25 protein-coding genes are annotated in these 26,608 nt (G+C 43.3%); 13 read left to right on the top strand and 12 right to left on the bottom strand.

Annotated features, from left to right (window positions below; all coding sequences use genetic code 11):
* Positions 1-252 precede the first annotated feature (252 nt).
* Positions 253-1,947, top strand: coding sequence for a phospho-sugar mutase (locus R7070_RS09505; RefSeq protein WP_025768465.1), 1,695 nt, complete (start codon positions 253-255; stop codon positions 1,945-1,947).
* Between the two features lie 99 nt (positions 1,948-2,046).
* Here R7070_RS09505 and R7070_RS09500 read toward each other — a convergent pair whose 3' ends face one another.
* Entirely contained in the window at positions 2,047-2,469 is a 423-nt protein-coding gene (locus R7070_RS09500) for a GNAT family N-acetyltransferase (protein ID WP_256900406.1), read from the bottom strand.
* Between the two features lie 79 nt (positions 2,470-2,548).
* Positions 2,549-3,181, bottom strand: a complete 633-nt coding sequence (locus R7070_RS09495) for a LysE family translocator (protein ID WP_005375522.1) — start codon at positions 3,179-3,181, stop codon at positions 2,549-2,551.
* Positions 3,182-3,410: 229 nt separating this feature from the next.
* Between R7070_RS09495 and R7070_RS09490 the strand changes: the two genes are divergently transcribed.
* The 3 genes from R7070_RS09490 to R7070_RS09480 all read left to right on the top strand — a co-directional run bounded on the left by R7070_RS09490 (position 3,411) and on the right by R7070_RS09480 (position 5,339).
* Positions 3,411-4,238: an AraC family transcriptional regulator gene (locus R7070_RS09490; protein ID WP_005385198.1), complete on the top strand. Its 828-nt coding sequence runs from the start codon at positions 3,411-3,413 to the stop codon at positions 4,236-4,238.
* Between the two features lie 79 nt (positions 4,239-4,317).
* Positions 4,318-5,028: an AzlC family ABC transporter permease gene (locus R7070_RS09485; protein ID WP_213885957.1), complete on the top strand. Its 711-nt coding sequence runs from the start codon at positions 4,318-4,320 to the stop codon at positions 5,026-5,028.
* Positions 5,028-5,339 (top strand): AzlD domain-containing protein, encoded by a 312-nt coding sequence (locus R7070_RS09480; protein WP_005385193.1) that lies wholly within the window; start codon positions 5,028-5,030, stop codon positions 5,337-5,339. The genes R7070_RS09485 and R7070_RS09480 overlap by 1 nt, the downstream gene beginning before the upstream one ends.
* Here the strand turns inward: R7070_RS09480 and R7070_RS09475 are convergent.
* Entirely contained in the window at positions 5,336-5,950 is a 615-nt protein-coding gene (locus tag R7070_RS09475) for a fumarylacetoacetate hydrolase family protein (protein WP_017635857.1), read from the bottom strand. The genes R7070_RS09480 and R7070_RS09475 overlap by 4 nt on opposite strands.
* A gap of 221 nt (positions 5,951-6,171) precedes the next feature.
* Entirely contained in the window at positions 6,172-7,230 is a 1,059-nt protein-coding gene (locus R7070_RS09470) for a porin (protein ID WP_042521502.1), read from the bottom strand.
* A gap of 609 nt (positions 7,231-7,839) precedes the next feature.
* Here R7070_RS09470 and R7070_RS09465 point away from each other — a divergent pair.
* From R7070_RS09465 to R7070_RS09455, 3 genes are all read left to right on the top strand, one after another.
* A complete protein-coding gene (locus tag R7070_RS09465; protein ID WP_213867820.1) occupies positions 7,840-8,811 on the top strand; it encodes a porin in 972 nt (323 codons plus the stop codon).
* A 465-nt stretch (positions 8,812-9,276) separates the two neighbouring features.
* Entirely contained in the window at positions 9,277-10,134 is an 858-nt protein-coding gene (locus R7070_RS09460) for a DMT family transporter (protein WP_256896121.1), read from the top strand.
* A gap of 43 nt (positions 10,135-10,177) precedes the next feature.
* Positions 10,178-10,792, top strand: a complete 615-nt coding sequence (locus R7070_RS09455; RefSeq protein ID WP_256896122.1) for a glutaredoxin — start codon at positions 10,178-10,180, stop codon at positions 10,790-10,792.
* Between the two features lie 127 nt (positions 10,793-10,919).
* On the opposite strand, the gene R7070_RS09450 is transcribed toward R7070_RS09455, so the two are convergent.
* The 3 genes from R7070_RS09450 to R7070_RS09440 form a co-directional block, all read right to left on the bottom strand.
* Complete coding sequence (locus R7070_RS09450; protein WP_017635854.1) at positions 10,920-11,054, bottom strand: hypothetical protein; 135 nt, start codon at positions 11,052-11,054, stop codon at positions 10,920-10,922.
* A 133-nt stretch (positions 11,055-11,187) separates the two neighbouring features.
* On the bottom strand, positions 11,188-11,535 hold the full coding sequence (locus tag R7070_RS09445; protein WP_005375501.1) for a hypothetical protein: 348 nt from the start codon (positions 11,533-11,535) through the stop codon (positions 11,188-11,190).
* A gap of 176 nt (positions 11,536-11,711) precedes the next feature.
* A complete protein-coding gene (locus R7070_RS09440; protein ID WP_017821607.1) occupies positions 11,712-12,905 on the bottom strand; it encodes a multidrug effflux MFS transporter in 1,194 nt (397 codons plus the stop codon).
* A 105-nt stretch (positions 12,906-13,010) separates the two neighbouring features.
* Here R7070_RS09440 and R7070_RS09435 point away from each other — a divergent pair, with 105 nt between their 5' ends.
* Complete coding sequence (locus R7070_RS09435; protein WP_017635852.1) at positions 13,011-13,898, top strand: LysR family transcriptional regulator; 888 nt, start codon at positions 13,011-13,013, stop codon at positions 13,896-13,898.
* Between the two features lie 183 nt (positions 13,899-14,081).
* Positions 14,082-15,902 carry a putative bifunctional diguanylate cyclase/phosphodiesterase gene (locus R7070_RS09430; RefSeq protein ID WP_318141192.1) on the top strand — a complete coding sequence of 607 codons (1,821 nt, stop codon included), beginning with the start codon at positions 14,082-14,084 and terminating at the stop codon, positions 15,900-15,902.
* A gap of 107 nt (positions 15,903-16,009) precedes the next feature.
* Here R7070_RS09430 and R7070_RS09425 read toward each other — a convergent pair whose 3' ends face one another.
* Both R7070_RS09425 and R7070_RS09420 read right to left on the bottom strand, forming a co-directional pair.
* Positions 16,010-17,293: a peptidoglycan DD-metalloendopeptidase family protein gene (locus R7070_RS09425; RefSeq protein ID WP_025768471.1), complete on the bottom strand. Its 1,284-nt coding sequence runs from the start codon at positions 17,291-17,293 to the stop codon at positions 16,010-16,012.
* Positions 17,294-17,417: 124 nt separating this feature from the next.
* Positions 17,418-18,047 carry a hypothetical protein gene (locus R7070_RS09420; RefSeq protein WP_256900404.1) on the bottom strand — a complete coding sequence of 210 codons (630 nt, stop codon included), beginning with the start codon at positions 18,045-18,047 and terminating at the stop codon, positions 17,418-17,420.
* A gap of 200 nt (positions 18,048-18,247) precedes the next feature.
* On the opposite strand from R7070_RS09420, the gene R7070_RS09415 reads away from it, so the two are divergent.
* The 4 genes from R7070_RS09415 (at position 18,248) to R7070_RS09400 (ending at position 23,602) form a co-directional block, all read left to right on the top strand.
* Complete coding sequence (locus R7070_RS09415; protein WP_025768472.1) at positions 18,248-18,649, top strand: GFA family protein; 402 nt, start codon at positions 18,248-18,250, stop codon at positions 18,647-18,649.
* 153 nt (positions 18,650-18,802) lie between these two features.
* Complete coding sequence (locus R7070_RS09410; protein ID WP_225496299.1) at positions 18,803-19,474, top strand: YoaK family protein; 672 nt, start codon at positions 18,803-18,805, stop codon at positions 19,472-19,474.
* Positions 19,475-19,929: 455 nt separating this feature from the next.
* Positions 19,930-21,294, top strand: coding sequence for a YjiH family protein (locus R7070_RS09405; protein WP_017635848.1), 1,365 nt, complete (start codon positions 19,930-19,932; stop codon positions 21,292-21,294).
* 436 nt (positions 21,295-21,730) lie between these two features.
* Positions 21,731-23,602 (top strand): methyl-accepting chemotaxis protein, encoded by a 1,872-nt coding sequence (locus R7070_RS09400; protein WP_017821611.1) that lies wholly within the window; start codon positions 21,731-21,733, stop codon positions 23,600-23,602.
* A gap of 144 nt (positions 23,603-23,746) precedes the next feature.
* Here R7070_RS09400 and R7070_RS09395 read toward each other — a convergent pair whose 3' ends face one another.
* From R7070_RS09395 to R7070_RS09385, 3 genes are all read right to left on the bottom strand, one after another.
* Positions 23,747-24,100: a hypothetical protein gene (locus tag R7070_RS09395; RefSeq protein ID WP_253657170.1), complete on the bottom strand. Its 354-nt coding sequence runs from the start codon at positions 24,098-24,100 to the stop codon at positions 23,747-23,749.
* 232 nt (positions 24,101-24,332) lie between these two features.
* Positions 24,333-25,490, bottom strand: a complete 1,158-nt coding sequence (locus tag R7070_RS09390; protein ID WP_017821614.1) for an amino acid permease — start codon at positions 25,488-25,490, stop codon at positions 24,333-24,335.
* Between the two features lie 723 nt (positions 25,491-26,213).
* A complete protein-coding gene (locus R7070_RS09385; protein WP_005375472.1) occupies positions 26,214-26,525 on the bottom strand; it encodes a hypothetical protein in 312 nt (103 codons plus the stop codon).
* Positions 26,526-26,608 lie beyond the last annotated feature (83 nt).

Raw genomic sequence — 26,608 nt, 5'->3', positions numbered from 1 at the left:
AAAATCACAAAAACTACGATTTCGACACGGTTTGTTATATTTATGTTAAAAGGCTAGTTATAGTTCCAAGGTTCTTCAAGAAATTAAATATGATTAAATTTTGTTCGGATAAGAAAAATTAATTCGGTTTATCGATTGCCCTCTTTGAAATGTAATTGAGAACCATTTACATTGATTTAAAAGAAAACATTGAGATACTTACCAAACGAAGTGTCCAAGAAAGTAGGCTCCCCCTACTAAGGAATGACTGATATGACAGCACTAATTACGCAATGGCTAGAACGAGACCCTGACCCTAAGACTCGTGAAGAGCTACAACACCTCGTCGATACGAACAATGAACAAGAACTTACTGATCGCTTTGGCTCACGCCTTGCCTTTGGTACTGCAGGCTTACGTGGCAAAGTGGGCGCAGGTCCAAACCGAATGAACCGCTTGGTGATTCAAGAGACCGCCACTGGTTTAGGGAACTATTTGCTTGAGCAAGTCAAAGATGCCGCGAGTCGTGGTGTCGTTATTGGCTACGACGGTCGTCCCGATTCAAAGCAATTCGCGCATGATACCGCATCCGTACTGACGGCCCTTGGTATCAAGGTTTACCTAACGTATGACGTTGCAGCAACCCCAATTGTCGCGTTTGGTGTCCGTACATTGAATGCGGCGGCCGCTGTTGTTGTTACTGCCAGTCACAATCCACCAGAATACAATGGCTTTAAAGTATATTGGGAGAATGGCGCACAGATTATTCCTCCGCACGACTCTGGAATCGCAGCGAAAATTGATGACGCAACAACGAAGCCATTACCTTTAATGTCTCTCGATGATGCAAAACAGCACGGTTTGTTAGTTTGGTTGGAAGACGACTACTACCAAACTTACCGTAAGACAATGAACGAAAACGCGCTGCTTACTCCTGACAACAATACCGATATATCTATTGCTTACACAGCAATGCATGGCGTTGGCGCGAATATGGCGGAAACGCTACTTGCCGACGCAGGCTTCCAAAAAGTGGCAAGTGTTAAGGAACAGCGCGAACCTGATGGAAGCTTCCCAACCGTCAACTTCCCAAACCCTGAAGAAGCCGGTGCAATGGATATGGTGATGGCATTAGGTAAGTCCGTAGATGCCGATATCGCTTGCGCGAACGATCCAGATGCAGACCGTTTTGCCGTGGCAGTTAAACGCCCAGATGGCGAGTATCAAATGCTAACAGGTGATCAGGTGGGCTCACTGTTTGGCGATTACTTGCTGGAACAGCAACCTAACGCTTTGGTTGGCAACACCATCGTATCCTCAAGAATGCTGAGCAGCATCGCTAAGGCGCATGGCGCACAATACTATCAAACATTAACTGGCTTTAAATGGCTTACTAACGTTGCCATGGAACAAGAGACTGAAACCAACCCATTCTTGTTTGCTTATGAGGAAGCGCTCGGTTATACCGTGGGTAACAAGGTGTGGGATAAAGATGGTTTATCTGCAATCGTCGCGTTTTCACAGCTAACAGGCAAGCTTAAAGCGCAAGGCAAAACACTGTGGGATAAACTGGAAGAGCTGTACCGCGAGCACGGTTTCTACTTCAACGCACAACGCAGCATCGCTCTCGACCCGAACTCTCCACCAATCGGCGACAAACTCCGAGCAAATCCACCAACAGAGATTGCTGGTAAAAAAGTTGCAGTAACCGAAGATCTTAAAACATCGGTTCGCATGTTTGACGACGGCTCTGAAGAATCCATTGACTTACCAGCAAGTGACGTATTGATTTATCACCTAGAAGATCAATCTCGCGTGATTGTTCGTCCTTCTGGTACTGAGCCAAAACTAAAATGTTACTACGAAGTCATCAACCTCTTCCCTGCGGATATGAGCTATGAACAAGCACAGCAAGCAGCAGAAGCGAAGATGAACGAACTTATCGACGCGCACCAGCAAAGTTTGTAAGTCAAAGAGAAACATAGATATTTGATACAACAAGAGGCGCAAATTCGCGCCTCATTTTTTGATTTTAACGAGAACAAGTCAAGCTAACCCGTGCTTTCCCTAGCCTACAATTTCCTTTTGTAGAAAGTACTTGTGGATGCCCTCTGCAGGATAGCCTGAGTACTGCCCCACTTTCTCAAAACCCAATTTGAGATAGAACTCAAGAGCTTGAAAGCTGTAGGTATCCAAATAAACATGGGTAACCCCATGAGGCTTTACTTTTTGTTCTAGCATCGACATTAATTGGCTACCGAGACCAGAGGTTCGACTTTCAGCGTCTACCCACAAAAACTCAACAAATACCGTATTTTTAAACATTTCGCCAGTCAAGCCACCCATGATCTTGCCATTCTCATCTTTTGCGAAACAGCCTACAGCATGCACTTCCCCTCCAGGTAAATGCAGTCGGTTATAAGATCGAATACCTTCACGAACAAAATCAAGGTCTGTTTGATCTGGATTTAAACAAAATTCAAGCTTCATATATCCTCTCCTTAGGAAACACCAATATCCTAAAACAAAAAGCCAGCAATTGCTGGCTTTCTGATGGAATATGATAACTTTACAAGGCGAAACTACTCAGCATCCACAACGCCAGAATAACAAACACTAACCCCATTAGTTTATGTTGATACGTGCGGAATTTTTCGTTCTCGAGCAGCCCTTTGCCCAATGTGCCTGCTAACCCAACAAGTAATAAATTGAATGACAAGCCAAGAACGTTCAACAATAACCCTAGCGCTAGCATCTGCTCACCAGAAGATGCCGTGATATTGCTTGAGACAAACTGCGGCAAAAACATCACAAAAAAGACCAAGGCTTTAGGGTTGAGCAAATTACTCATCAAAGCACGTTGATAATAAGTTGATGCCATTTTGTTTTGACCATCAAGCTCTGGAGCCGAAGATGCCTCAGCTCGTAAGCAGTCCCAACCCATTTTTAACAAGTAAGCGCCACCTAGTAGATGAAGGACTTTAAGGGCTATTGGGCTCATGGCAATCAGGGTAGATACACCCATTGCTGCAAGCAAAGTAAGAATAACACCAGACGTCGCATTGCCTAAGCTAGCAAACAGACCGACCTTCTTACCGTAACTCATACTAGAGCTCGCTATCAGCAACATATCGGGCCCTGGTAACAGCAACAAAGCCACTACTGCGGTGAGATAAACAGGAAGTACAGATAAATCAATCATGATGGAACCGCTTTTCTACAACAAGGCGGCGAATGTTATACCAACAAAATGACATCATCCAGCCCAAAATAGCCAAGATAATTCAAAAAATAAAAATCATAGTTTGCCCATATGAAAAATAGCAATCAATTCGCCTATTTATCAAAATCGAATAGCAATTTTGTACAAAAATAAGCACGATGGATCCGTTACACTTCTAAAATGATTTTCTTGAGCAGACCGGATAAAGATGAAAGAAAAGAATAAGGAAATCGCTACCTTCAAGATAGCTCAAGAGCTCGGAGGTTTAGAGCTTCTCGATGCAAAGTATGAGAAGCAGAATTTTTCACGCCATAGCCACGAAGGTTACACTATTGGTGTCATCGAAAAAGGGGCACAACAATTTTTTAGGACGGGCGGGAATCATATCGCGCCACAGGACAGCATCATCCTTGTTAATGCAGATGAAGTACACAACGGGCATTCAGCCTCGGAAGGCGGCTGGGAATACAAAGCAATGTACCCCGTACCTCAGCAGTTTCAAACTTTAGGACAAGAGCTTGGCTCACCAAATGTAGCTCTGCCCTATTTCCCTCAACCTGTGGTTTACGATCCTGAACTGGCTAGTCAGTTACGATTGGTATTTGAAACACTAGAAAAATCAGACAACCGTTTATTGAGAGAAACTTTGGTTTACGGCACGTTGATCAAGCTAGCCAGTAAACACAGCACTCATCGGGCACCACTGAAAGAGTCAACCAGAGCTCAGCGACAAGTGCAGCTCGTCAGAGAATTTTTGGAAGACTTTCCACAAACGGACGTCTCACTAGAAGAACTCGCGAAACTGTCTGGATTAAGCCCTTTTCATCTGCTGAGAGAGTTTCAAAAGCAATTTGGCTTTCCGCCTCATGCCTATCAAATTCAGCAACGTTTACGTATGGCGAAGAAGCTACTAAAAATGGGACAAAAAATTTCAGACGTGGCACAAGAATGCGGCTTCCATGATCAAAGCCATCTGCATCGACACTTTAAAAAAGCCATGGGCGTCACTCCAGGCCAATACGTCCGTCATAGCTAAAGCAGCAATATTGTACAAGGCGTTATGCGACTACCGAGCTATCTTGGTAATCTGATTTAGGAATAAATAAGAAGAAACTATGGACCACACTTTGCCGTTACAAAAAGAATCAAAAGCCACGCTATTTTGGCAAGGTACACTTGCGATGATGCCTCTGAGTATCGCAGTGCTCCCTTGGGGCTTACTCGCAGGCTCATTCGCAATTGATACTGGGCTTCACCCTTTGGAAGGGCAAGCACTATCCGCCATTTTGTTCGCAGGTTCTGCACAGCTCGTCGCGATGGGAATGATTAAAACGGGAGCAGGTCTAGTGACCATGTTACTGACAACGCTTTTTATCACCTCTCGACACTTCCTCTACAGTGTATCGATGCGCAGTAAAATTGCACCGCTCCCTCTAAAATGGCGATTATCACTCGGCTTCTTACTTACTGACGAGCTGTTTGCGATTGTAGGCCACCATTCCGATAAACAGTTTAATCGCTGGTATGCACTTGGGGCTGGTCTGAGTTTTTACCTGTTTTGGAATGTCGCGACATTGACGGGCATTATTGCGGGAAGTCTAATCCCTGAACTGAACGAAATGGGTTTGGAATTTGCTGTAGCCGCAACTTTTATCGCGATAGTAGTACCCACCATTAAAAATGCAGCAGTGCTCGCGAGTGTTATTGTGGCTTTGGTGAGCTCAGTTGCCCTAACCTATTATCAAATTGAGGGAAGTTTGATGATTTCAAGCATTTTAGCCATGCTTACTGGTTACTTTGTGGAACAAGTAAAGGAGAAACGCTAATGATCATGTTGGCTATTTTGCTGATGACGGTACTTGTTTTCACCAGCCGCTACTTGTTTTTAGAACCCAAGCTACCATTGCGATTAGGGACGCGCACTCAAAAAGTACTCAATTACGCTAGCCCCGCAGTACTGACTGCGATCTGGGCACCTATCGTTTTCATTCCCGATGGGGAGCTCAGCGTCAATGTGCAAAACCCATTTTTACTGGCTGCCGTACTGGCTGCTTTAATCGCGTATTTTACTAAAAATGTTCTTTTAACGACGGTTATCAGTATGGTGGTATTTCTCGTTCTACGAATTTGGCTTTAATCCGCCAACCACTCAATCTCCAACAAGGTGACATCGCCACACTTTAATCGACCAAGGAAGATGTCACCTTCATGTACCTCACCAACGCCCTTTGGTGTACCAGTCATCACTACATCGCCATCTTGAAGTGTTGTGTAACTGGTTAATTCATCCAGGATAGTTAGCGGCGGGTAGAGCATTTGGTTAACGTGACCTTTTTGTACACGAACACAGTTAATTAAGAGCTCAAGGTTAAGATCATTGATATCAATGTTATCCAAAGAGACAAACCGACTAAACACAGCAGAGCCATCAAATGCCTTAGCACGCTCCCACGGCAACCCCTGATTTTTAAGCGAGGATTGCAAACCACGCTTGGTCAGATCCAATCCCAAACCAACCGCTGAATAACGTCCATCCTTGATCAAAAAGCAGATTTCAGCCTCATAATGAAGGGGCTCTTGATGGAATGAACGCAGAGTTGTTGATACGGAAGTTGCGGGTTTATTAAATACCACCATTTGCTCAGGCATTGCATTATTAAGCTCATGAATATGTTCAACGTAATTTCGTCCAACACAAAGCACTTTACCCACTTCTACTTTCTTTTCTTCAACTTGAATAACACTCATCATTCTTCCCTGCAAAACAAAAATCCCATCATAATCTAACCTATTGACTTAACGACACTAAATAGCAACCTCTAGTGTAAAAAATAAGACATTCACCCCGTTTTGAGTTTTGTATCATCTAATTGAAACAGCAAAGTATTTGTAAAACAAATAGACAAAAAAGCCAGCACGAGGCTGGCTTTAGATCAATGAGCTTGAATAATAGTTCTCGCTAAACCCTATTATAGGTAGTAACGAGCACCTAACGCCCATTTGTCATCAGTTTCACGACCATTGTCGTCATTTAGGTCAAATTGGTAACCCGCGTAACCAACAAATTTAGGCGTGAAGTTGTATTCTGCTTGTAGTGCCATTTCTTCACGAGCAGTTTCTGTTTTAGAGCTCTTAAACTCTTTACCTTCCACCATCTCATAGTTAACACTCAAGTTTAGGCTGTTTGCTAGAGCGTATGCGATGATCGCTTCGTACGCATCACTTTCTTCTAAACGGTCGCCTTTTGCACTGAAGTTCATGTTTTCGTTTGAACCATAAACCGCAGCAAGGAATAGGCCTTGGCCGTACGCACCGTAAGATGCTGATACAACGTGTGATTCCGCCGTGTGCTTACCTGCATATGCAGGGTGCTGGAAATCACCGCCATTGTATGAATAACCGATTTTAGCGCCCATGATTGAGTAAGAAAGCGCAGCTTGCACACGGTCATCGTATTTAGCACCGCCAGTTATAACTCCTGCATCGTTGCGCGTGTAATCATCGTTTGCACCCTGCCAACCAAGACCAAAGTTGATCACACCCGCTTCACCCAGCTCGATGGCATTACGGTAAGAAAGCATTTTATCCGCACGGCCAGTGCCAAGGTTTCCATGATCGTCATAGATGAAGTCGTTTGCAAACGCGATTGGCATATCTGCAATACCTGCGACATCGTAGTAAGGTGACCATTGCGTACCACCTACTGCACGACCATAAACCTCATGTGTTATACCTAAGTAACCTAGACGAGTTTTAAACGACTCTTCACCACCGTCTAAGTAGTTTAGCGCCCATTCACCACGTGCGTCTGCGGTGAAGCCATTACCCAAATCCTGTGTCGCAGAGATATTGATACGAGGAGAGTTAGTACCCACATCCGTGTCACCTTGCTCTGATCCATTTAAATTAACAGAAACGTGGCCGCCCATCGAAAATGTTGTGCCATCGTTATTATATAGTTCCACTGCAACTGCTTGAGTACCGAAGGTTGCTGCCGCGATTGCCGCTGCTAATAATTTTTTATTCATTTCTAAATCCATTACTTATTAGTTGGTTAGTCAGTTTTAGACCCGGCTTTGGTTCACTTTCGTAAAAACGAAATGATGAACAAAGAGAGGAATACAAAGGCTATCCGAGGCATCGTTTCCACCAGATTAGTTTTACCTTTGTGTAACAACTGCCGACACTTTATTTGATTAGTTCCTGACAACCGAGTGAAAAGATCTCAGACAAAACCTAAAAAGCAATCGTTTACTTAGTCTTCAAGAAATCGAGAAATAGAAACCTTACAATAAGAAATGCTTTAGAGAGAGTTAGCTCACAAATAGCTGATGATTCGCTATTTTTAGGCCAAACTTCCCTGCCAAATTGAAATGTTTACTTACATTTAGAGTCAAGAAGCAATTCAGGAACTTTTTGAAAAAAACACAGTCTTTAACGGAGAGGAAAAAACCTCAAAAAAGATAAACCTTTCTTTTTATAAGTGGTATGAGAAGGGGCACTTATTCTCGCCAGCAATAAAAGTGCAATCAAATCATAACTTAACAGAAATCTATCTTTCATTTTCAGCCTTTACCTTAGCGTCATCAACACATCGGGCAAGAAAGCCCATCGATTACAACTAGGGTAATAAGAAAATGAAAAAGGCAGCACTAACTACTGCAATTCTTACAGCATTGGTATCAGCACCATCATTCGCAGCAACTGTATACAAAAACGACGGTACTGAATTAAAAGTTGGCGGCCGCGTTGAGTTTCGTGGTGACTTCATCGGTTCAGACGGTGCTGAAGTTGAAGGTTCCATGGAAGATAAAAGCCGTGCTCGTCTTAACCTAAAAGGTAAAACAAACATCGGCAACGGCCTTTCTGCTTTCGGTGTTTACGAAGCCGAACAAAAAACGGGCAAGAGTGAATTCAAAAACCGCTACATGTATGCAGGCGTCGACTCTGATATCGGTGCTTTCTCTGTAGGTCGTCAAGACATGGCTGCAGTTATCATCTCTGACATGACGGATATCACAGAGTTCTCTGGTGTTCAGCAAGTTATTGATTCGTCGTCTGATAAGCAAGACAGCGTTTTCGCATACCGTGGGGCGTTTGATGCACTACAACTTCAAGCAACCTACCAAGCAAACTCTAGCGATAACGAAGATAAATACGGCATCTCTGGAATGTACTCACTACCAATGGGCCTCGACTTTGGTCTTGCATACTCTGGTGGCGATGTAGATAAAGATAACTCTGAAGATCAAATTCTAGGTGGTATCGCTTACTCGATGGACAACCTTTACCTAGCAGGTACTTATTCTCAAGGTTCCCTGACTGACTCTGAAGACTTTACGGCTTACGAGCTAGTCGCAAGCTACAAAGTAGCAAGCAAAGTGACGCTTGCAGCTCTATACACAGCTCAAGAGAATGATCCAGACAACGGTTCAAAGTACGACACCGTTGAAGGTATCGAGCTTGTTGGTTACTACAAACTAAACAGCAACTTCCGTACTTACCTGTCTTACTACATCAACCAACTTGATGAAGCAAAAGATGCAACAACAGGTCTAGTAACAGAAGGCGAAGATACACTGCGCCTAGGCGTACGTTACGATTTCTAATTCACTCTTGTCCTAAGAGCGAGTCCACTTGGCCAGCACCTTTGCTGGCCATTTTTTATGTAACCCAACACAACTCGATAAGTTTTCACACTATCGAAGCATCGCTCAGCAATGAAAAACGACCGTAACGACGCCTACTTCTGCCCTCTTTTAATGCGATTGCTCACTAAGTTAGTGCGTTTGATCTAATCGACAACATAGAAAAACCAAAAAAAAAATTTAAAATCAAACAGATAAAAGTTGGCACGTGTTCTGCAATATTATTTATGCAAATGCATGGCAGCGTTTGTGCTTCTCGTTCTTTGTACCTGTTATAACAGGCACGTCCTTTGAATTGGTAATGTCGCCTCCCTCTGGGAGGCATTTTTTTATTGGCGCGAAAAACAATAGGACGTATGATCCCGCCACCTCTATCAAACTGGAATTTTTCAATTGAATCATCATCCTGTTCAAGGTGCGTCCTGGATGCTAACAGCTGGCTTGGCATTCGCCATAGTGAACAGCTTCGCCCAAATTGCTAGCATCAACTTTGGTGTCTCTTCCACCACATTTGCGTTATTCCAATATGCAATCGCCTTATTTGTTATTCTGCCCTACCTACGTACACTTGGGATTAGACGTTCTTTAAGAACCCAACACTTTGGCTGGCATGCATTCCGCATTTTTCTCTCTGTTATCGGGATTCAACTTTGGTTATGGGCTCTCGCTTACCCAGTTCCAATTTGGCAAGGTATTGCACTTCTCATGACCTCCCCGTTATTTGCCACAGTTGGTTCTGGCTTGTTACTCAAAGAGAAAGTAGGTACTGCACGCTGGTTAGCGACATTGACGGGGTTTGTTGGTGCCATGATCATTCTTGAGCCTTGGGCAGACTCATTTACATGGGCGACCCTGCTCCCTGTTGGCGCCGCATTTTTCTGGGCAGCGTATTCATTAATGGTTAAAAAAATGTCGGTAAACGATCCGCCATCAACCATGGTTGTCTATTTATTGATGCTGATAACACCATTTAATATCTTGTTAGCGATACCGACGTTTACTATGCCAGATACGTGGACGATATGGGGTGTGCTTTTAGCCGCAGGTGCACTTACAGCACTCGCTCAATGGGCTATCGTTAAAGCATATGCAGTAGCAGACGCCTCATTTGTGCAACCATTTGATCACGCCAAACTGCCTTTGAATGTTGTTGCTGGTTGGTTGGTGTTTGGTTGGGTGCCACCTGGTCGTTTATGGTTAGGTGCTGCGATTATTATTGCATCTATTGCGTTTATTACGCATTGGGAAGCGAAAAAGACAAAGTTAGTTGAAAGAAAAATCTAATTTAAAAGTTCTATATTTTCAGGAAAGGAAATGAGGAACCCATATGAGTCAACCAATCAAAATTACACTGTATCGCTGGGCTGGTAGTTGGGGCCCATTCAAAGTCAATATTCCTTGTGGTGAATGTACATTAACCAAAGATATTTTAAAGGATGCTTTTGAAAACGAACTAGCCGATGTGCCCGTTGAACTTGAAGTAAAAGATTGGTTATCGCACTGGTGGGAACCATTAAAAGCTGGTGCTTGGCATGCACCCATTCTTCTTGTCGAAGGGAAAGTTATCAGCCAAGGAGAAGCATTGAATCGGGGTGTGCTTGTACAGTCTGTTATTGCTGAGTGGGTAAAACGCGATGAGCTAAAAGGCAACATTGTTTATGGTAAAGCAACTTGCCCTTACTGTGTCAAAGCCAAACAATTACTTGACGAGGCTGGCGTTCAGTATGAGTACCATGATGTAGTTAAAGACAGCGCCGCCTTATACCGCATGATTCCTGAAGTAAAAGCCATCATTGGCGAAAAAACACCGGTAACAGTGCCGCAAATCTGGTTAGATGGAAAATATATTGGAGGCGCTGACGATTTAGAAAAGTGGTTATCAGCAAAGGGGCTAGATAAAGTGCCTAACAATGTTGTGGAGATACCAAGCCAATCCGCGTAATTCTAGATTTAAATGTCATCAGTCTTTGAGTAGCGTTTTGCCAATGTTGTGCAATATGTTGGCTACTTACTAACAACAAAACAGAGAAAAGCAAAAAGCCCTGATTTTTCAATCAGGGCTTTTTAAATTATTTCGCCAGTTTTTTAATAACACGAGCAAAAACAGAAGCTTTTTTCTTCTTCGCTTTACCGTAAAGCGCTTTGTGCATCGCGTCTTTTGCAATCATCTGGCCAATATAAGCACCACCAAGTTCGTTACCCATGACCTTCTCCTGAATGTATTGACTTAACTATGTTGTAATTTTACACCACAATTAGATAAAAACAAGACTCCAGTCACATTTATTTTGTAATTAACTTTCAGTTTGATTTTCGTGGATTTCTTGAAATGAGCGTCTATCGCTTAGGTTGTTGGTATGTTTTACCCGCTGCGACGTACGTATCTTTCTGTTTGATTTCAAAGAATGTTTCAAAGAACCACGCAGCAAACTTGATCAAGTGATCGCCTTCATTCATGACGTGCTCTACGTATTCTTGCTCTTCTCCGGACTCATCTTCTTGAGTGGTAATATGGTAAATACGTTTCTCACCATCAACTTCTGCAAGGCCAAACTGACCCGTTAGGGATTGCGCCGCTTGTGCAACTTCTTCTTCCTCACACGCCTTCAAGATTTCAAGTGCCTTTGGCATGCTTTCTTGCTGAGTAATTTCTTTTACCAGTGTTTCAAATTCGTTTTGTTGCATTCTTTCACCTAACGATTAGAGATCGGATAGCCATTGGGCAGAAATGTATTCCAAGCTTGAGAGAAGTATCAAGGTTCGCCCTCTTCCTTTCAAACCAAGTCATTCAGTATACACAACAGGCCAGACTTAATTTAGCTGCGCATTTTAGAAAGCCGACCTTCTGGTTGCAAGTATATTCAGATGGAAGTTTCTGCTTGAACCGTCCCTTCTGGCACTTTACGAAATTGGCTTAGTACAAGAACAAAGCAAGAAAGTAACGCAATAAACAAATAAAACACCCCAAGCTGCTGCTGATTCGTAACCCATGAGTCTACTAAGTACCCACCAAACAAACCTGCTAAACACATTTGAATAGAACCAGATAGCGCAGAAACCGCGCCTGCCTGTTGCTTATGCGGCGAAAGTAGCAAACTGATCGATACTGGGAATGACATGCCTTGGGCAAAACTTAAACACGTGAATGCCGTCAGCAATGAAAATACACTGAAGGGGGTAACCAACAACATGAAGCCAGCAACAGCAACAATCGCGAAACTCATCAGCAAGATTTGCTGAGCTTTGTAACGAGCATTGATCAAATTCAGCACTAAGCTACCCGTCAGCAAACCAACTGATGGTATGATCATCAAAGAGCCGTAATCTGCCGCCGTCAATCCTAACTCTTGTTGCATTAAAAATGGATACAAGGAGAGCGTAACCAGAGCCGATAAATAACTAAGCCAGTTGTAGCTCGCACTACCAATCACTTGTGTATTCGTTAACAGACGCAAATAGTTCGCGCTTACTTCGCCTACTTTAAATTTTCTCTTCGGATAAGGCAGCGTTTCTGGCAGCACCAATAAACCAAGTGTAAAAATTGCCATTAAGTAAATCAGCACAAACACGAAGACAGCATGCCAACTCAGGTGAAAAGCAATCCAGCCACCAAACAGCGGAGCAATAATTGGCATCACTGAAGCAGTGACTGAAATATAAGATAGCGCTTTGGTTAATTGCATACCGTCATAACTATCACGCAGTACTGACCGACCAAGTACCGAAGCGCTGCCCGCTCCTAGGCCTTGCAGTAACCGTCCCGCTTCAAGGGCAACAATGTTGTCCGAAAACGCGATGCAAATAACCGTACCAACTAGATATACACTTTGCCCCAAAATAAACACCGGCCGACGACCAATCGCATCAGACAATGGGCCGTAAAAAAGCTGAGAGATACCGAAGCCAACGAGAAATAGCGTGACGAGATTCTGAATCGAATGTTGCGGCAAATTCAAGTCATGACCAATCAACGGCAAAGAAGGAAGATAAATACTAACGCCAACTTGGCCTGTGGCAATGATCATCATCGCTAATAACAATGGTGTTTTACGCAAACGTTCCTCCTACTTTGTGACAGATTGATGGCAAACAGTGTATATTTGATACTCAAAGATGATAATCAGCTAAGTTGGAAAGGAATTAATTCCCAAGGAGATACAATGGACTGGATTCAAAGCGTGAAGAGTTATATTCGTGTGGTCGAAGAAGGTAGCTTTAATGCAGCAGCGCGGAAACTCAATACCACCAGCTCAGCTATCAGTAAGCGAGTTCAATGGCTAGAAGATAAAATTGGCGTTCAACTACTCAAACGTACGACCCGCTCAATTAGCCAAACTGAAGCTGGTGCGCTGTTTTATCAACGAGCAAAAAGTCAGCTTGATTCATGGCAATCGGTATTAGATGAAACTCGCTCAGTCAACCAATCACCAGCGGGGCTATTAAAAATTGGGGCAACGCTGGCCGTTGGTTCCAAGTTTCTAGTTCATTATCTCGATGATTTTCTTGAGAAATATCCAGACATCACACTTCAATTAACAACAACGCTACCAGGCCAATTGCCAGAGCTAAGCTTAGACCTGTTTATTAGCCGGGAATTAGAGCAACTGAACTCTCTGAGTTTCAAAGCCACTGCGCTTTTCGAACATAAAGCCCAGTTTTACGCTGCGCCTAGTTACCTAAAAAAATACGGCACCCCACAATGCGTTGAGGATCTGACAGAGCATAATGTCCTGATTTGGGGAGAAAAACCCTCACGAGAAATCAAAACAAATCGAGGCAAACGTATCAGCTTGTCCGGTAACTTTGCCACGACCAACCCAGAAGCGCTGTTTCATGGTGCCAAAAGAGGCATGGGTATTTTGATGACGAACAACGTCATGATCAAAGATGATCTCAAATCCGGCGCGTTAGTCCCTATCCTGCCCGATATCACAGCGGATAAAGCCACTGTATATGCCTACTATCCAAAGCTGGATTATCAGCATACCCGAACTAAGCTGTTCCTCGATTATCTCAAATCACGATTAGAAGAGGAGAAGCGCGCCTAGCTTAGCGTTTTTATCGCTATGGCTTTAAAAGGTTCAAGCATAAAAACATGAAAATAATGATTTGTTCGTTCACAAAATTTGAAAAATCTGCCTTAGTAACCGATAGTTTATTTGATGCATATCAAATAATAATTCGTCGTGTCTTACACGATATGTTAATAACAACGCTAGGTGAAATGCTCAATGGGTCAGGTACAAATCAGTTTCCACAAAATTGATGAGATATTGAAGCTAAACGGCACGGCTCAGCTAAACCGAGTCAGGTTAGATATTCATCAACACTTGCAGAGCCATTGCACTTGCGTTGTAGAAGTTGCGCATCTTCAGCATTCGGCTCATACCATTTCCTTCGCCAGCAATGGAAAAATTACAGACAACCTAAGCTACCACCTTTCAGGCACCCCCTGTGAAAAAGTGGCAAAAGACATTGGCGAACATATTTTCTATCAAGACCAGGTATACAAGCGTTTTCCTGAAGATCAGATGTTTCAAGAAGATGGCATCCAAGCTTACATTGGCCTGCCATTGAAGACACAAAATGGCGAAGTTCTGGGAATTTTACTGTCTACCTTTACCCGAAGCATCCACGCGAAAGAAGCGCAAGATATCCTCGACTGCCACCGATTTTATGCCAATGTCATTATTCATAGCTTACGTGAAAAGTGGGTCAGTGAACGTTCAGATAAGCTTCTTAATCAGCTTAGCTATGAGGTATCGCATGATAACCTAACTGGACTGCTCAACCGTAGCTGTTTAGCTGATACCTTGGAGACATTAACGCAGCAGGCGACTCGCCCATTCAGTTTGGCGTATCTTGATATCGATAATTTCAAATCGATCAATGATATCAACGGAAACTATATCGGCGACCAAATCATTAAGTTCACAGCTAACGCCATTCAACAGAGCTTGTCGTCGCCAAACAATGCGTTCCGTGTTGCAGGAGATGAATTCGCCTTCATCACGTACGACGAAGATCCTGTCGCCGTGTGTCAGGAAGTACTCGACAAAATTGAAAGCGGCTACAGCGACAAATCTAACCGGATTTCTTTCACCGTTAGTATTGGTATTGCACGTGCCCCAGTACATATGTTGAACAGCGATGAGCTGATTTTGAATGCCAGTCTCGCTCTCAAAGATTGTAAAAAACACCGCGATACACGGATTCAGCATTACGACACACACCTTAGTGCGTTATACCACCGTAGGACGCAGCTTATTGAGGCAATGCGAATCCAACTAAGTACTGATATACAAGACAGCGATGAGTTGTATGTAGTGGTTCAACCGATCGTCGATATCACGAGCGACCGCTGGAATTACTTTGAAATTTTGACTCGTTGGAATAGCAATATCTATGGAAATATCTCTCCAGCGGAGTTCATTGAAGCTGCCGAACAATCAGGCCTGATTATCGAGTTAGGTGAACGGATTATTGAACTCGCGTGTATCGCAAAGCAAGAACTCGAAGCGAACCTAGGCTATAAAGTCAAACTCTCCATCAATTGCTCAGCGTATGAGCTGGTTGATTCCAACCGTTATATTAATCACTTAACCAACATGGTTGAAAAGTATCAGCACGAAGCAAAAGACTTTGTTATAGAGCTCACCGAGACCGTCTTACTCTCACAAAGTGGCCGTGAACAGATGGTACTTAACTCGTTGCGATACTTGGGTTTTAAAGTCGCACTGGATGATTTTGGTACGGGATACTCAAGCTTGAACTATATACACAATTATCCGATTGATAGCATCAAAATCGATGCTACCTTTGTGCAGAACATGCTCTCAAATACAACCTCTGAACAAGTAGTGTTTTTGATAGCACAATTGGCAGAGCTGCTTGATGTGGATTTGATTGCCGAAGGCGTAGAAGACGATAGAGCACTACAAAAGTTAATTGAAATGGGCTGCCACTACATCCAAGGTTACTTTTACTCTCGTCCACACAGTGTTGAAGAAATCGTACACCTGATAAATGAACGTGAAGTGCGGAGTGCCTAACGTACTGAACAGACTGCTGTCATAGAATTCAAATCTAGTTAATGCACAAAGTAAAAGAGACCAAGCTATGCTTAGTCTCTTTTTGTTTTTTTAAGCGAAGTACTTTATTACAGCACTGCTTTCTCTTTATCGCGTAATAGTCTATCCATTTCATCTCTGTTCGCGACAAAAGTAGCCATCTCTTTCTTAGGAACAGAACTCGCCATTGGGATATTTGCTCGCATAGCGTTAACTGGACGGCCGTATTCAATCAACTCATAGTGAAGGTGTGGCCCAGTCACTCGACCTGTTTTACCAGAAAGACCGATACGCTGGCCTCGAGAAACCTTTTGCCCTTTCTTCACCAAAATCTTACTTAGGTGTAAGTAACGGGTTTTGTATTTGCTGCCGTGCTCAACAACCACGTAGTTACCCGCATAGGGGTGTTTACGAGTCATGATCACTGTACCATCACCAGTAGAAACGACTGGTGTACCGGTTGGTACAGCAAAGTCAGTGCCGTTGTGCGGCGCAACACGCCCCGTTACTGGATGTAAACGATTAGGGTTGAAGCCAGAACTGATACGCCAACGACTACTTACAGGGTAACGCTGGAATGCGCGCTGTAAGCTTTCACCTTTGGCATTGTAGAATTGACCATCAGTATGAAGGTAAGCGGTGATCTCGCGGCCGCGATTATAAATCTTAATCGCCTCAATTTCGTTCTTACCTGTTGGTACACCATTGATGCTTTGTGAGCGACGAACAACTTCAAATCGATCACCTGCACGAAGATCACGTCCAAAGTTAAGTTGTTCTTTGAGTAAGCTTACGACTTGACTCACTTCCGCCGACGTTAAACCTAAACGACTCGCAGAAGAAGAAAAACTGCCTTGAATAACGCCAACTAAAGGTTCTTGGCTCCACACGCCAGGAATGGAAATATCAGTAAAGTCATAGCTACCATCACTATTCAGCTTGTAGACCACCTTATCTGCAATAGAAAATTGCAGTTCCATTTTCGCTAACTCGCCTGTCGCATCATCACGCCAGAAACGGAGCGTATTGCCCGGCTTAAGTGTATCAAGTGCCAAGTAGTTCAAATCCGTTTCCATTACTTTCATTAACGAGCTGTAACCGAAACCGAGCTGACTAAAAATAGTGCTTAGGTTGTCACCTGCTTGGATTTGATATTCGAAGTTCGGGGGAGTGACAACTTCGGCAGTTGTCGCATCAAGAATTTTTTCAACGACCTGAGATTCAGGTAGGTTCAATGCGATGGTTTTGGTTAAAGATGACTCTTTGAGAGAGTGAGAAACACCAATCGCAACTAAAACTGGCAAGGAGTATAACAGCAGCGCTCTACGACTTGTCAGATTCGGCAACCGTCTTGTAATTTCATTTGTAGACACGGGAATTACTATCTCCTTTCAAACAAGGCTCATAGCTTATGCATTCCCGAATAAGAAATCACTAGGAAATTTCGAGATCTAGCGCAGAAAATACTGAATTTTTACAGAACTCAAAAAAAATTCATCACTGTTGCATATGTAAGTTATTCCCTACACGCTGTAATGTGGATGAATTGAATTGATTTGGCGTGTCTGCCATTGCTTGATCGTCACCGTGCGCTAAATATGAAAGCGTGATAGTTGTATCACTTTTCCATTCGAGCTGAGTAAATTTCACGCGGTCACCAACAAAAATACTGTCTAAAAGGACAACTCGGCTCGGCACGGGGTCAAACTTGAACAAGCCAACATAGTTAAACGAACCGCTACCTTGTGTCGTTACAATCATCGGTGCAACAACCCATGAAACACCTTCAATCTCACGCTGGCTAATCGACGCAGTTGGAACAAGTACCTGACCTTTCGTCGCACCTGCATCATAGCCACCTATCAAATAGCCGTTTTCTTTATCCCACTCATCAAGAAAAGTGACCGCACCCTGCTCGGGGACTTGGATCGTCCAAGGATTACGTGCAGTGATACCAAGCGTCTCTTGCACAATAACGTTCGTTTCTACTTCTGTTTGAGGAAACTTAGCCATGATCTCGTCATCAGACAAACTAAAGCGATAAACACCCGCGATCACAACCACAACCAATAAAACGATTGGAATAAGTAGAATAAGTGGTATCGGCAGGATTTTTTTGTAAGTCATGAAGGCTTCCTTGTTTCAAGGTATAAACGAAAAGCGAGTATACCATTGTATACCCAAATGATTTCACCTCTTCAAGTGTTTCAAAATTAAACTAAACTGATTGTATCCAAATAGTTTCAAGTCCAGAGCTCATAACGAGCCAGTGACATAAGCTCTGTGCTCTAGGTCTATTGGTGTATTGGGACAAATAGGTAATCACGATGACAAAAACCATTCATACATGCGAGTGCGCCTGCGGTTTAGTTGAGATCCGTTGTAAGGGAGAGCCCACCCACACGTCTGTCTGCCATTGCTTCGAATGCCAAAAACGAACTGGCAGTGTTTTTGGGGTACAAGCTCGCTTTGAAAAAGAGCATGTCACTTTAAACGGTGAAGTCACTAGCTATACCCGAATTGGCGATGATGGCAGTGAGGTTCAGTATGACTTTTGTCCATCCTGCGGCACGACAATGAGGTTGTTCGTTGCTGCATACCCAGAAATCATGATCATTCCCGTCGGTCTATTTACCGATAAAGAGTTCCACCAACCTACCGTTTCAGTCTATGAACAAATGAAACACGGGTGGGTGAGTTTCGAATGCACAACGGAACACATCTGCTAGCGAGCAATCCGCGTTCACGTATTTACTTTGGCTCGGACAACCGCCCTATAAGTGAGATTTTTTTGAGAATGATCAATCGAGTTTTACTGTAAAGGGTTTCGTAACTCGGTGTGAGCGCTATAATCGGCTCCTAATATTTGGTGGGGGTTTATTGTGATTTCCAGACTTCCTCGTTGGGTGGAATATGGCGCGTTTCTACTAGCTCTTCTCGCGGGCTGCGTCAACGCCGTTGGTCTTCTCGGCTTTCAACACCAAGCGATAACTCATCTTTCGGGAACCGTAACTCAGCTAGGGAACAGCTTGCTAACAGGTGTGGATAGCTCCATTCACCTGCTCTTCATCGTATTTAGCTTTTTGATTGGCGCTGCCTTTAGCGGCTTTTTTATTGAAAGCAGTGCGTTAAAACTAGGGCGAAGATATGGTGTTGCACTGTGCATAGAAGGGAGCTTGCTCTTACTCAGCTTGGGCTTTTTGGTGCAAGGGGATTTGTACGGCCAATATCTAGCATCAGCAGCATGTGGATTACAAAACGCCATGATCACCACGTTTAGCGGCGCAGTAGTCAGAACCACACATATGACCGGAATCATCACCGATCTAGGGATTATGATTGGAGAGAGCTTGAGAGGTCGTCAATTTGACCGACGTAAAGCAAAATTATTCCTATTCATTTTCTTTGGCTTTTTGTTTGGCGGCGTCGCGGGAGGGGCTCTATTTATGGTATATGGTTTATATACGCTGGTTTTCCCAGCAATATTGGCTTTTTCTACGGCTCTGATTTACTGGAGTTACCTATACATACTTAGCCGTCAACAAAAAGCATAAAATTTCGATCCGATTGAAGCGACATGCTTCAATCGGATTTGGCTCAATAGGTTCACACTGCAACGGTACAAGAAACGCTGAACGGTATTTTGACACCACTAAAAACCTTAGAATAGATAAGGCTAACTGAATTTCTGGCAAAGAAGTTAGTTAGATCAAAATCACATTTGTTTACCATTTTATTATTCCAGTCACAATGCGCCCCATAATTCACTGCGCAATTCGCCTCTCGTGCTACAATTTTCTAACACAAGCAACATATTCGCATACACTTAGACGTTATTTGACCAATTACCCGACAAATCGGCTGAATAACTAGATGTATTTAATGAATAGTATTGCAATGGATGCAGTTTGCGGGTACCCTCCGCAAAACTGTGATTAAATACGGATGTTTAGTGAATATTTATGTCATGGAAATGGCAAGTATTGACTAGTAGTAACACGAGACAACTATGCATAACACCACTAATGCTACTGAAGCTCCTAAGGGCAACTTTTGGATGTTTTTCATCCCTTCCCTAATTGGTCTTCTACTCTTTATGGCTCCGATCTCTTACGATGGCGGCCTAACCATTCCCGTTGCCGTGATGGCAAAAGTCATCCCAGCGGTGTTAGGCGATACCTTGATTGCTATCGTCACCAGTATCATCGCTTTCATGGCCGTTGCTTCTGTTCTTTGCAAAATTTTTAAGCCAGCTGCAATTTTACGTAATGGTTTTTTAAACGGTCTCTTCAACCCATCTCCACTTTGGCTCGTTGTTCGTTTAATCGGCGGCGCTGCCGTGTTAATGACGTTCTTCCAAGTGGGTCCAAAAGCAATTTGGGAAGAGAACACTGGCGGGCTTGTTCTTACTGGTCTTCTACCTACTCTGTTTGCCGTTTTCATTTTCGCGGGTTTACTGCTTCCGCTTCTTTTGAACTTCGGTCTTCTGGAGCTATTTGGTGCGTTACTCAGTAAAATAATGCGTCCGGTATTCAACCTACCTGGCCGCAGTGCAATTGACTGTATGGCATCTTGGTTAGGCGACGGAAGTGTTGGTATCTTGCTAACCAGCAAGCAATACGAAAATAAGTTTTATACTCAGCGTGAAGCGGCTGTTGTCGGGACCACTTTCTCAGCAGTATCGATCACGTTTAGCTTAGTTGTTATCGCTCAGGTAAAACTAGAGCACTTATTTTTGCCTTTCTACGGCGCTATCTGTCTAGCTGGTATCGTAGCTGCGATTATCATTCCTCGCCTGCCTCCGCTTAGTCTGAAGAAAGATCGCTACATTGACGGCAGCAACCCAGATAAAGACGCAGATGCAGTGCCAGAAGGCCACACCACATTCTCTTGGGGTATGGATCTAGCTCTTAAGCGTGCTGGTCAAGTCACATCGGTTCAGTCTGTATTTAAAGAAGGCGTACACAACGCAGTCGACATGGTATTTGGCGTACTACCTGTAGTTATGGGTCTTGGTACCGTCGCATTGGTGATTGCAGAATACACGCCTGTATTTGCAATTCTGGGTCAACCGTTTATCCCATACCTAGAGCTACTGCAAGTCCCTGAAGCTGTTGCAGCATCACAGACAATCGTTGTTGGCTTTGCAGATATGTTTATTCCAGCAATTTTAGCGGCCTCAATCGATAACGAAATGACACGTTTTGTTATTGCAGCAATGTCAGTAACTCAGCTTATCTACATGTCGGAAGTAGGTGCCCTACTGTTAGGCAGCAAAATTCCAGTAAACATTGTAGAGCTCTTCGTAATTTTCATTTTACGTACGTTAATCACGTTACCTGTGATTGCTGGCGTTGCTCATCTTATTTTCTAAAATCGAGACGTCAATTAACAAAGGCTCCGCATCGTCGGGGCCTTTTTTATACCTAAAACTCCGTCCACATTAGGCTTTTAGTAAAAAGCTCATAATTTACAAAGACAAAACTTCAACAAAACACCTGTCAGCACCAACAAAATTTTCATCACCTCACCTGTAAAGCCAGTTGATGCCACTGTTTGTTAAGCAATTCTTTTCATTATGACGATTTCATTAATTGAGATCGCAAACATGATCACACTCACAAGTTTTAACGTAAATTGTCGGTTTGTTTAAATTTAGTTAAAAAAGACGACAAATGAGTTCATGTTTTTGACAAAGATGTCGATAAAAATATAACCAAACACAATAGGTTTCTCTTTATGCCCAATTCGCTCGGTTTAAAAGAGGCGAAAGCAAAGTGGAACCAACCGGGAGAATCAGAGGAAAGCTCATGAAATTCAGACATAAGGTTGTCACAGCCTCTTCATTTTTGCTGCTAATTACCGTGTCGTTATTGTCGACACAACAAGTTATGACCATCCGCTCCCAAACTCAGGAGCAAATCGACTCAAGTGTAAACGAGATATTGACCAGTGTTGGTAACACTGTGCAATCAGAAATGAATGCAAAGAAGGATCTCGCTCGCTCCATTACTGAAGTGATTGAGCTTGATCCCAGTTCACATAGCTATGTTCAAAACATACTTGAAAGACCCACGCCAAAAAGCAGCTTCCTTGCCATCGGTTTTGGTTATGAAAGTAATGGCTTTGTGATTGAAAATGACGACGGCTGGGATGCGGGTCCAGACTACGACCCACGTCAGCGTCCTTGGTTTATTGCAGCTAAGAGCAAAGGCGATTTGGTCGTAACCGATCCGTACGTCGATGCGTCTTCGAAAAACGTTATCATCTCTGTTGGTACGCCAGTAAAAGAAAATGGTCAGTTTTTAGCCGGTATGTTTTATGACCTCGAATTAACTACCCTTTCTGATCTCGTCAACCAAGTGAATCTGTTTGATGCTGGTTACTTATTTTTGGTCACCGCTGATGGCACAACCATTGCTCACCCTCAAAGTAAGTACAACGGCGAGAAAGTCGGTAGCTACCTCCCACAAATCGAACTTACGCAATCAGCACAACACGTTGAGATTGATGGCAACCGCTACATGGTTAACCTGACTCACATTCCTGGCGAGAACTGGTACGTAGGTTCGGTGATCGATGAAGCTGTTGCCTATTCTGCCGTAGGAGAGCTTCGTAACAACGCTATTATTTATTCAATCATTGCCGTGATTGCATCTATCATCGCCCTAACTCTGTTGATTCGCACTCTCATGCGTCCTTTGGACACGCTAAATAATGCGATTAAAGATGTAGCATCAGGGAAAGGCGACCTTACACAACGCCTCGAAACAGATACTGACCAAGAGTTTTCTGAGCTTGCCACAAACTTCAATACGTTCATGGAGAACTTACAACAGCAAATCATTGAGTCGAAACGTATTTCTGATCAAATTTTAAACGGAACTCAAATCACCGCTGAGGGCGCAAAAGACTCGGCAGGCGCAATTCACACTCAGCTGCAAGAGCTAGAACAACTTGCTACCGCGATGCATGAGATGTCTGTCACCGCGACAGAGGTTGCTAATAATGCGCAAGGTGCGGCAAGTGCAGCCAAAGAAGCCGACCAAGCAACGGTTGAGGGGTCTTCTATCGTTGGTGAATCGACACAAACGATAAACATGCTTTCCGATAGCATTGACCTTGCAGTCGAAGAAGTACAAGTGTTGGAATCTGCTACCGCCAATATCGAAACGATTCTAAAAGTAATCAACGATATTGCGGACCAAACGAACTTACTCGCGTTGAATGCCGCAATCGAGGCTGCACGTGCGGGAGAATCTGGCCGAGGCTTCGCCGTTGTTGCAGATGAAGTACGTACACTGGCACAACGAACTCAAGAGTCGACAACAGAGATTCGTACTATGATTGAGCAACTACAATCTGGCGCTTCATCTGTGGCAAATGCCATGCATCAAAGCAAAGGTAGTGCTATAGAGGCCGTTGAAAAAGCGGGTTTAGCAAATAGTGCGTTACAACGCATTCGTGACGCGATTCAGCGTATTTCCGATATGAACTTGCAAATTGCCTCAGCAGCGGAAGAGCAAAGCCTTGTCGCTGAAGAGATCAACAACAATACGGTGAATATTAAAGACCTATCGACTCAAGTCGCCGAATCGGCAAATCGAACCAACGACGCGATGCAGGCGCAACAAGAAGATGTACATAAACAAGATCAAATCTTAAATAGATTTACTGTCTAACACTCATTTAAGCGAAAACAGCGAGCACCGGCTCGCTGTTTTTGTTTTTAACCCTCTACCCTAGTATTGGTCGATGTTACATGTGCCATGTTGGTGCTATTAAGCTCAACATTACAAGAACGCCGACTATGTGTCCTTTCAAGTTTAATTGAACTCGACATGGATATAGCGATCATTAGAACGACGATAATAGCGGTCGTCCACTTTTAGATAAGTGAAATCTCCAATCTTTATGTAGGTACTATTCCGAGGAATTCGGTCATGGTAATAGTAACTGCGCCTTGGTCGTCGGGTCTCCACATAAATAACGTCACGATGTTTGTGTTTATGTTTATGTTTATGCTTGTGCTTGCGCTTGTGTTTATGATGGTGGTGATGCGCATGATGGTGATCGTACCGATGTCCATGCTTATGCTTCGGGTCAGCCACCGCTTCTGTACTCAACACACCTAAAGACAACATAACGCCAACCATGGCAAAAGATAATTGCTTTGACACAACAGAGCCTCTTATTCATATCAACATCGATATAATAGAAGGGTGAATCACTGTACATGTCAGCCTTTCGCTAAGGAGTTTTACTAAAAAGTCAGCGCTAACCGTGATTATCAGAGAAACGTCAAACATCACAAATGCTGATGACTTTGAGTGGCCTGGGTTCGGCTATGAATACAAAAAAGCCGCCCGTTTGACTACGAGCGGCTCAGTTTTTAAATAAGCTAGCGTGATTTTATACTGCTTGGGCAAACAGCAAGAAACAGCCGAATAGGAAGATCATGCTCATTCCCATTGCGCCGCCACCAGCTTCATAAATATTGTCATCTTCTACCGGCACTTGGCGCACTTTCATGGTCATTGATAATGGGACAAAGACCGCGAGAAACACGAGAATAATCCCCGCGTAGCTGAGAATAGCTAGGAAGTGTTCTGGCGCAAATACAGCACCTAATAGTGGTAGCACAAAAGTAGTAACAAAAATCACTGGCTTACTTGCTTTCAGTAGGTCTGCATTTTGATCGTATAGCGCCATTGCAACACCTAAGAACGACGTTAGTAGTGCCAAACCAGTAAACATGGATAGGATGAACTCTAAGCCCTCGTATTGCTGACCTAGTACCGATATCAACTCTGTTACGTTGGAGTATTGAACAAGCTCATGAGGTGGTAGGTTGCCGACAACCGCTAACAACCATAATAGGTAACAAACAAGCGGAATAGTTGAGCCCACGATAATCATATTACGCAGCTGTGTTTTACTCGCTTCTTTGTTGTAAGTTACAAGCGATGGGATCACGACCATAAAACCGAAACTGGTGAAAAGCACCGAACTGGTTTTGATAAGTGCCATTTTATCGTCGCTCACAACCTCATCAAGTCCTTCAAACGAGACGCTTGGTGCAAGCGCAAAAAGTGTCAGGATCAGCGCTACGATCATGCCTAGGAACAAACCGCGATTCAGCTTATCTACTACCCCTGTACCTGCCGAAACAATGATACCAACTAAAAGAGTAAAACCGACTTGGCTTGAGATCGTAGATGTTGGAAGCCCAATTGAGGCTGTTACTTTTTGTACCAGATCACCCGCACCAATGATGTAAGCCATTAATAGACAAACTAACAGGGCGTAAAGCAAGCTGTTGGTTACCAACTGACCTCCTTTACCAAGCGTTTCGCGAGCAATTGCATTCATGCTCACACCACCACCTACTTTGCAACTGGCTTCAAGAAGGAGCAGCGCAGCATAAGTCGTTCCAGCCCAGATGAACAACATAAGAAGAGTGCCCCAAAGGAGGCCAAATTGAGCAAGCACCATTGGTATAGCAAGCATACCAGCGCCAAGAGCAGTACCTGCAACGATCAGGGAGCTGCCGACAAGTTTTAGGTTCACGGTTAATACCTCTAAATTCAATCCGTTAATTTCTCGCCAGTTGTGCTTTATCTAAAGCACACAACAAAACGCTCCGACTTAGTCAAAATTTGGTTACAAGAGCACTATGTTACAAGAGCCCTGTATGGCTAAGAAAACATGCAACAAAAGGTGGTTAATCATTTGCACATGAACACTTGAGAGTCATTTTTGGCGATGTCATCGTTGATGAAATGTGCGCAACTTTGGGTTCGAAGCAAAATTGTTCATCTTAATTCATCAACCCCATTCGTTATGAATGGATTTGGTTCAAAAAGATTGTAAGGCATAAGCAGGACGATTGAAAAGCAAAAGGTCAATCTTATAGCGATATATTTTAACAACTCTTATCTTTTACCTAAGATGTGTTGTTTTTTTCGTCACTAATTAGTCTTTTATCGCTTAAAGAGAAGGAAGAACGTGCTCAATGGCTCAATTTGGCTGGGTGTACAGATTAATTTACAGTTTAAGTGAAGGTGTTAGATTCCAAGGACGTAGCCTAGATCGGACAATATCGCTATTATTCGCTGCGTACCGACACTGTTCGGTTCACATACCTCTAAACACTGATTTACGGTTCGAAAATATAGGTAAATGAGTGTCCGAATGCTGGGTGTGGTTCCCCAGCATTTGCATCCTTTCTTTTAGATGTCATCAATTGATCGAAATTGCATAAATCTTGTATCGCCCGACTTTACGACTGTGTTAATACGCTTTATCTAGCGCGCCAATGATATAAGTTAACACTGGAATACCCATATCGGCGACCTGCTTCTCAGTCTCACTCATATTTTCATGCGCCATCCGCAGCTCTACTTCACTTATCGATTCTTTGTGAAGGTAAAGCTCTTTGTAGTTCATCAATCGCTGTTGTGACTGTTGAATCAGTGTCACAACATTCTCTTTAGTCTCACGATGTTGCTGATCAATTTCACTAAATAAATGATCTAAAATGCGTTGCATTTTGCGAATAGAAGCTTTCGTTTCTATTGATTTGTATGATTGATACTTTTCCATTGAGTTAATAACTGACTAAAATATTTACGTTTTTATAAGACAGTTATTTTTATACTGATTGCAAAGCAGGTAAATATGTAGTG

It is taken from the genome of Vibrio sp. 1557, from assembly GCF_033340175.1.
GTDB classification, from domain to species: Bacteria; Pseudomonadota; Gammaproteobacteria; order Enterobacterales; family Vibrionaceae; genus Vibrio; species Vibrio alginolyticus.
This window is presented reverse-complemented; position numbering and strand designations above follow the sequence as displayed.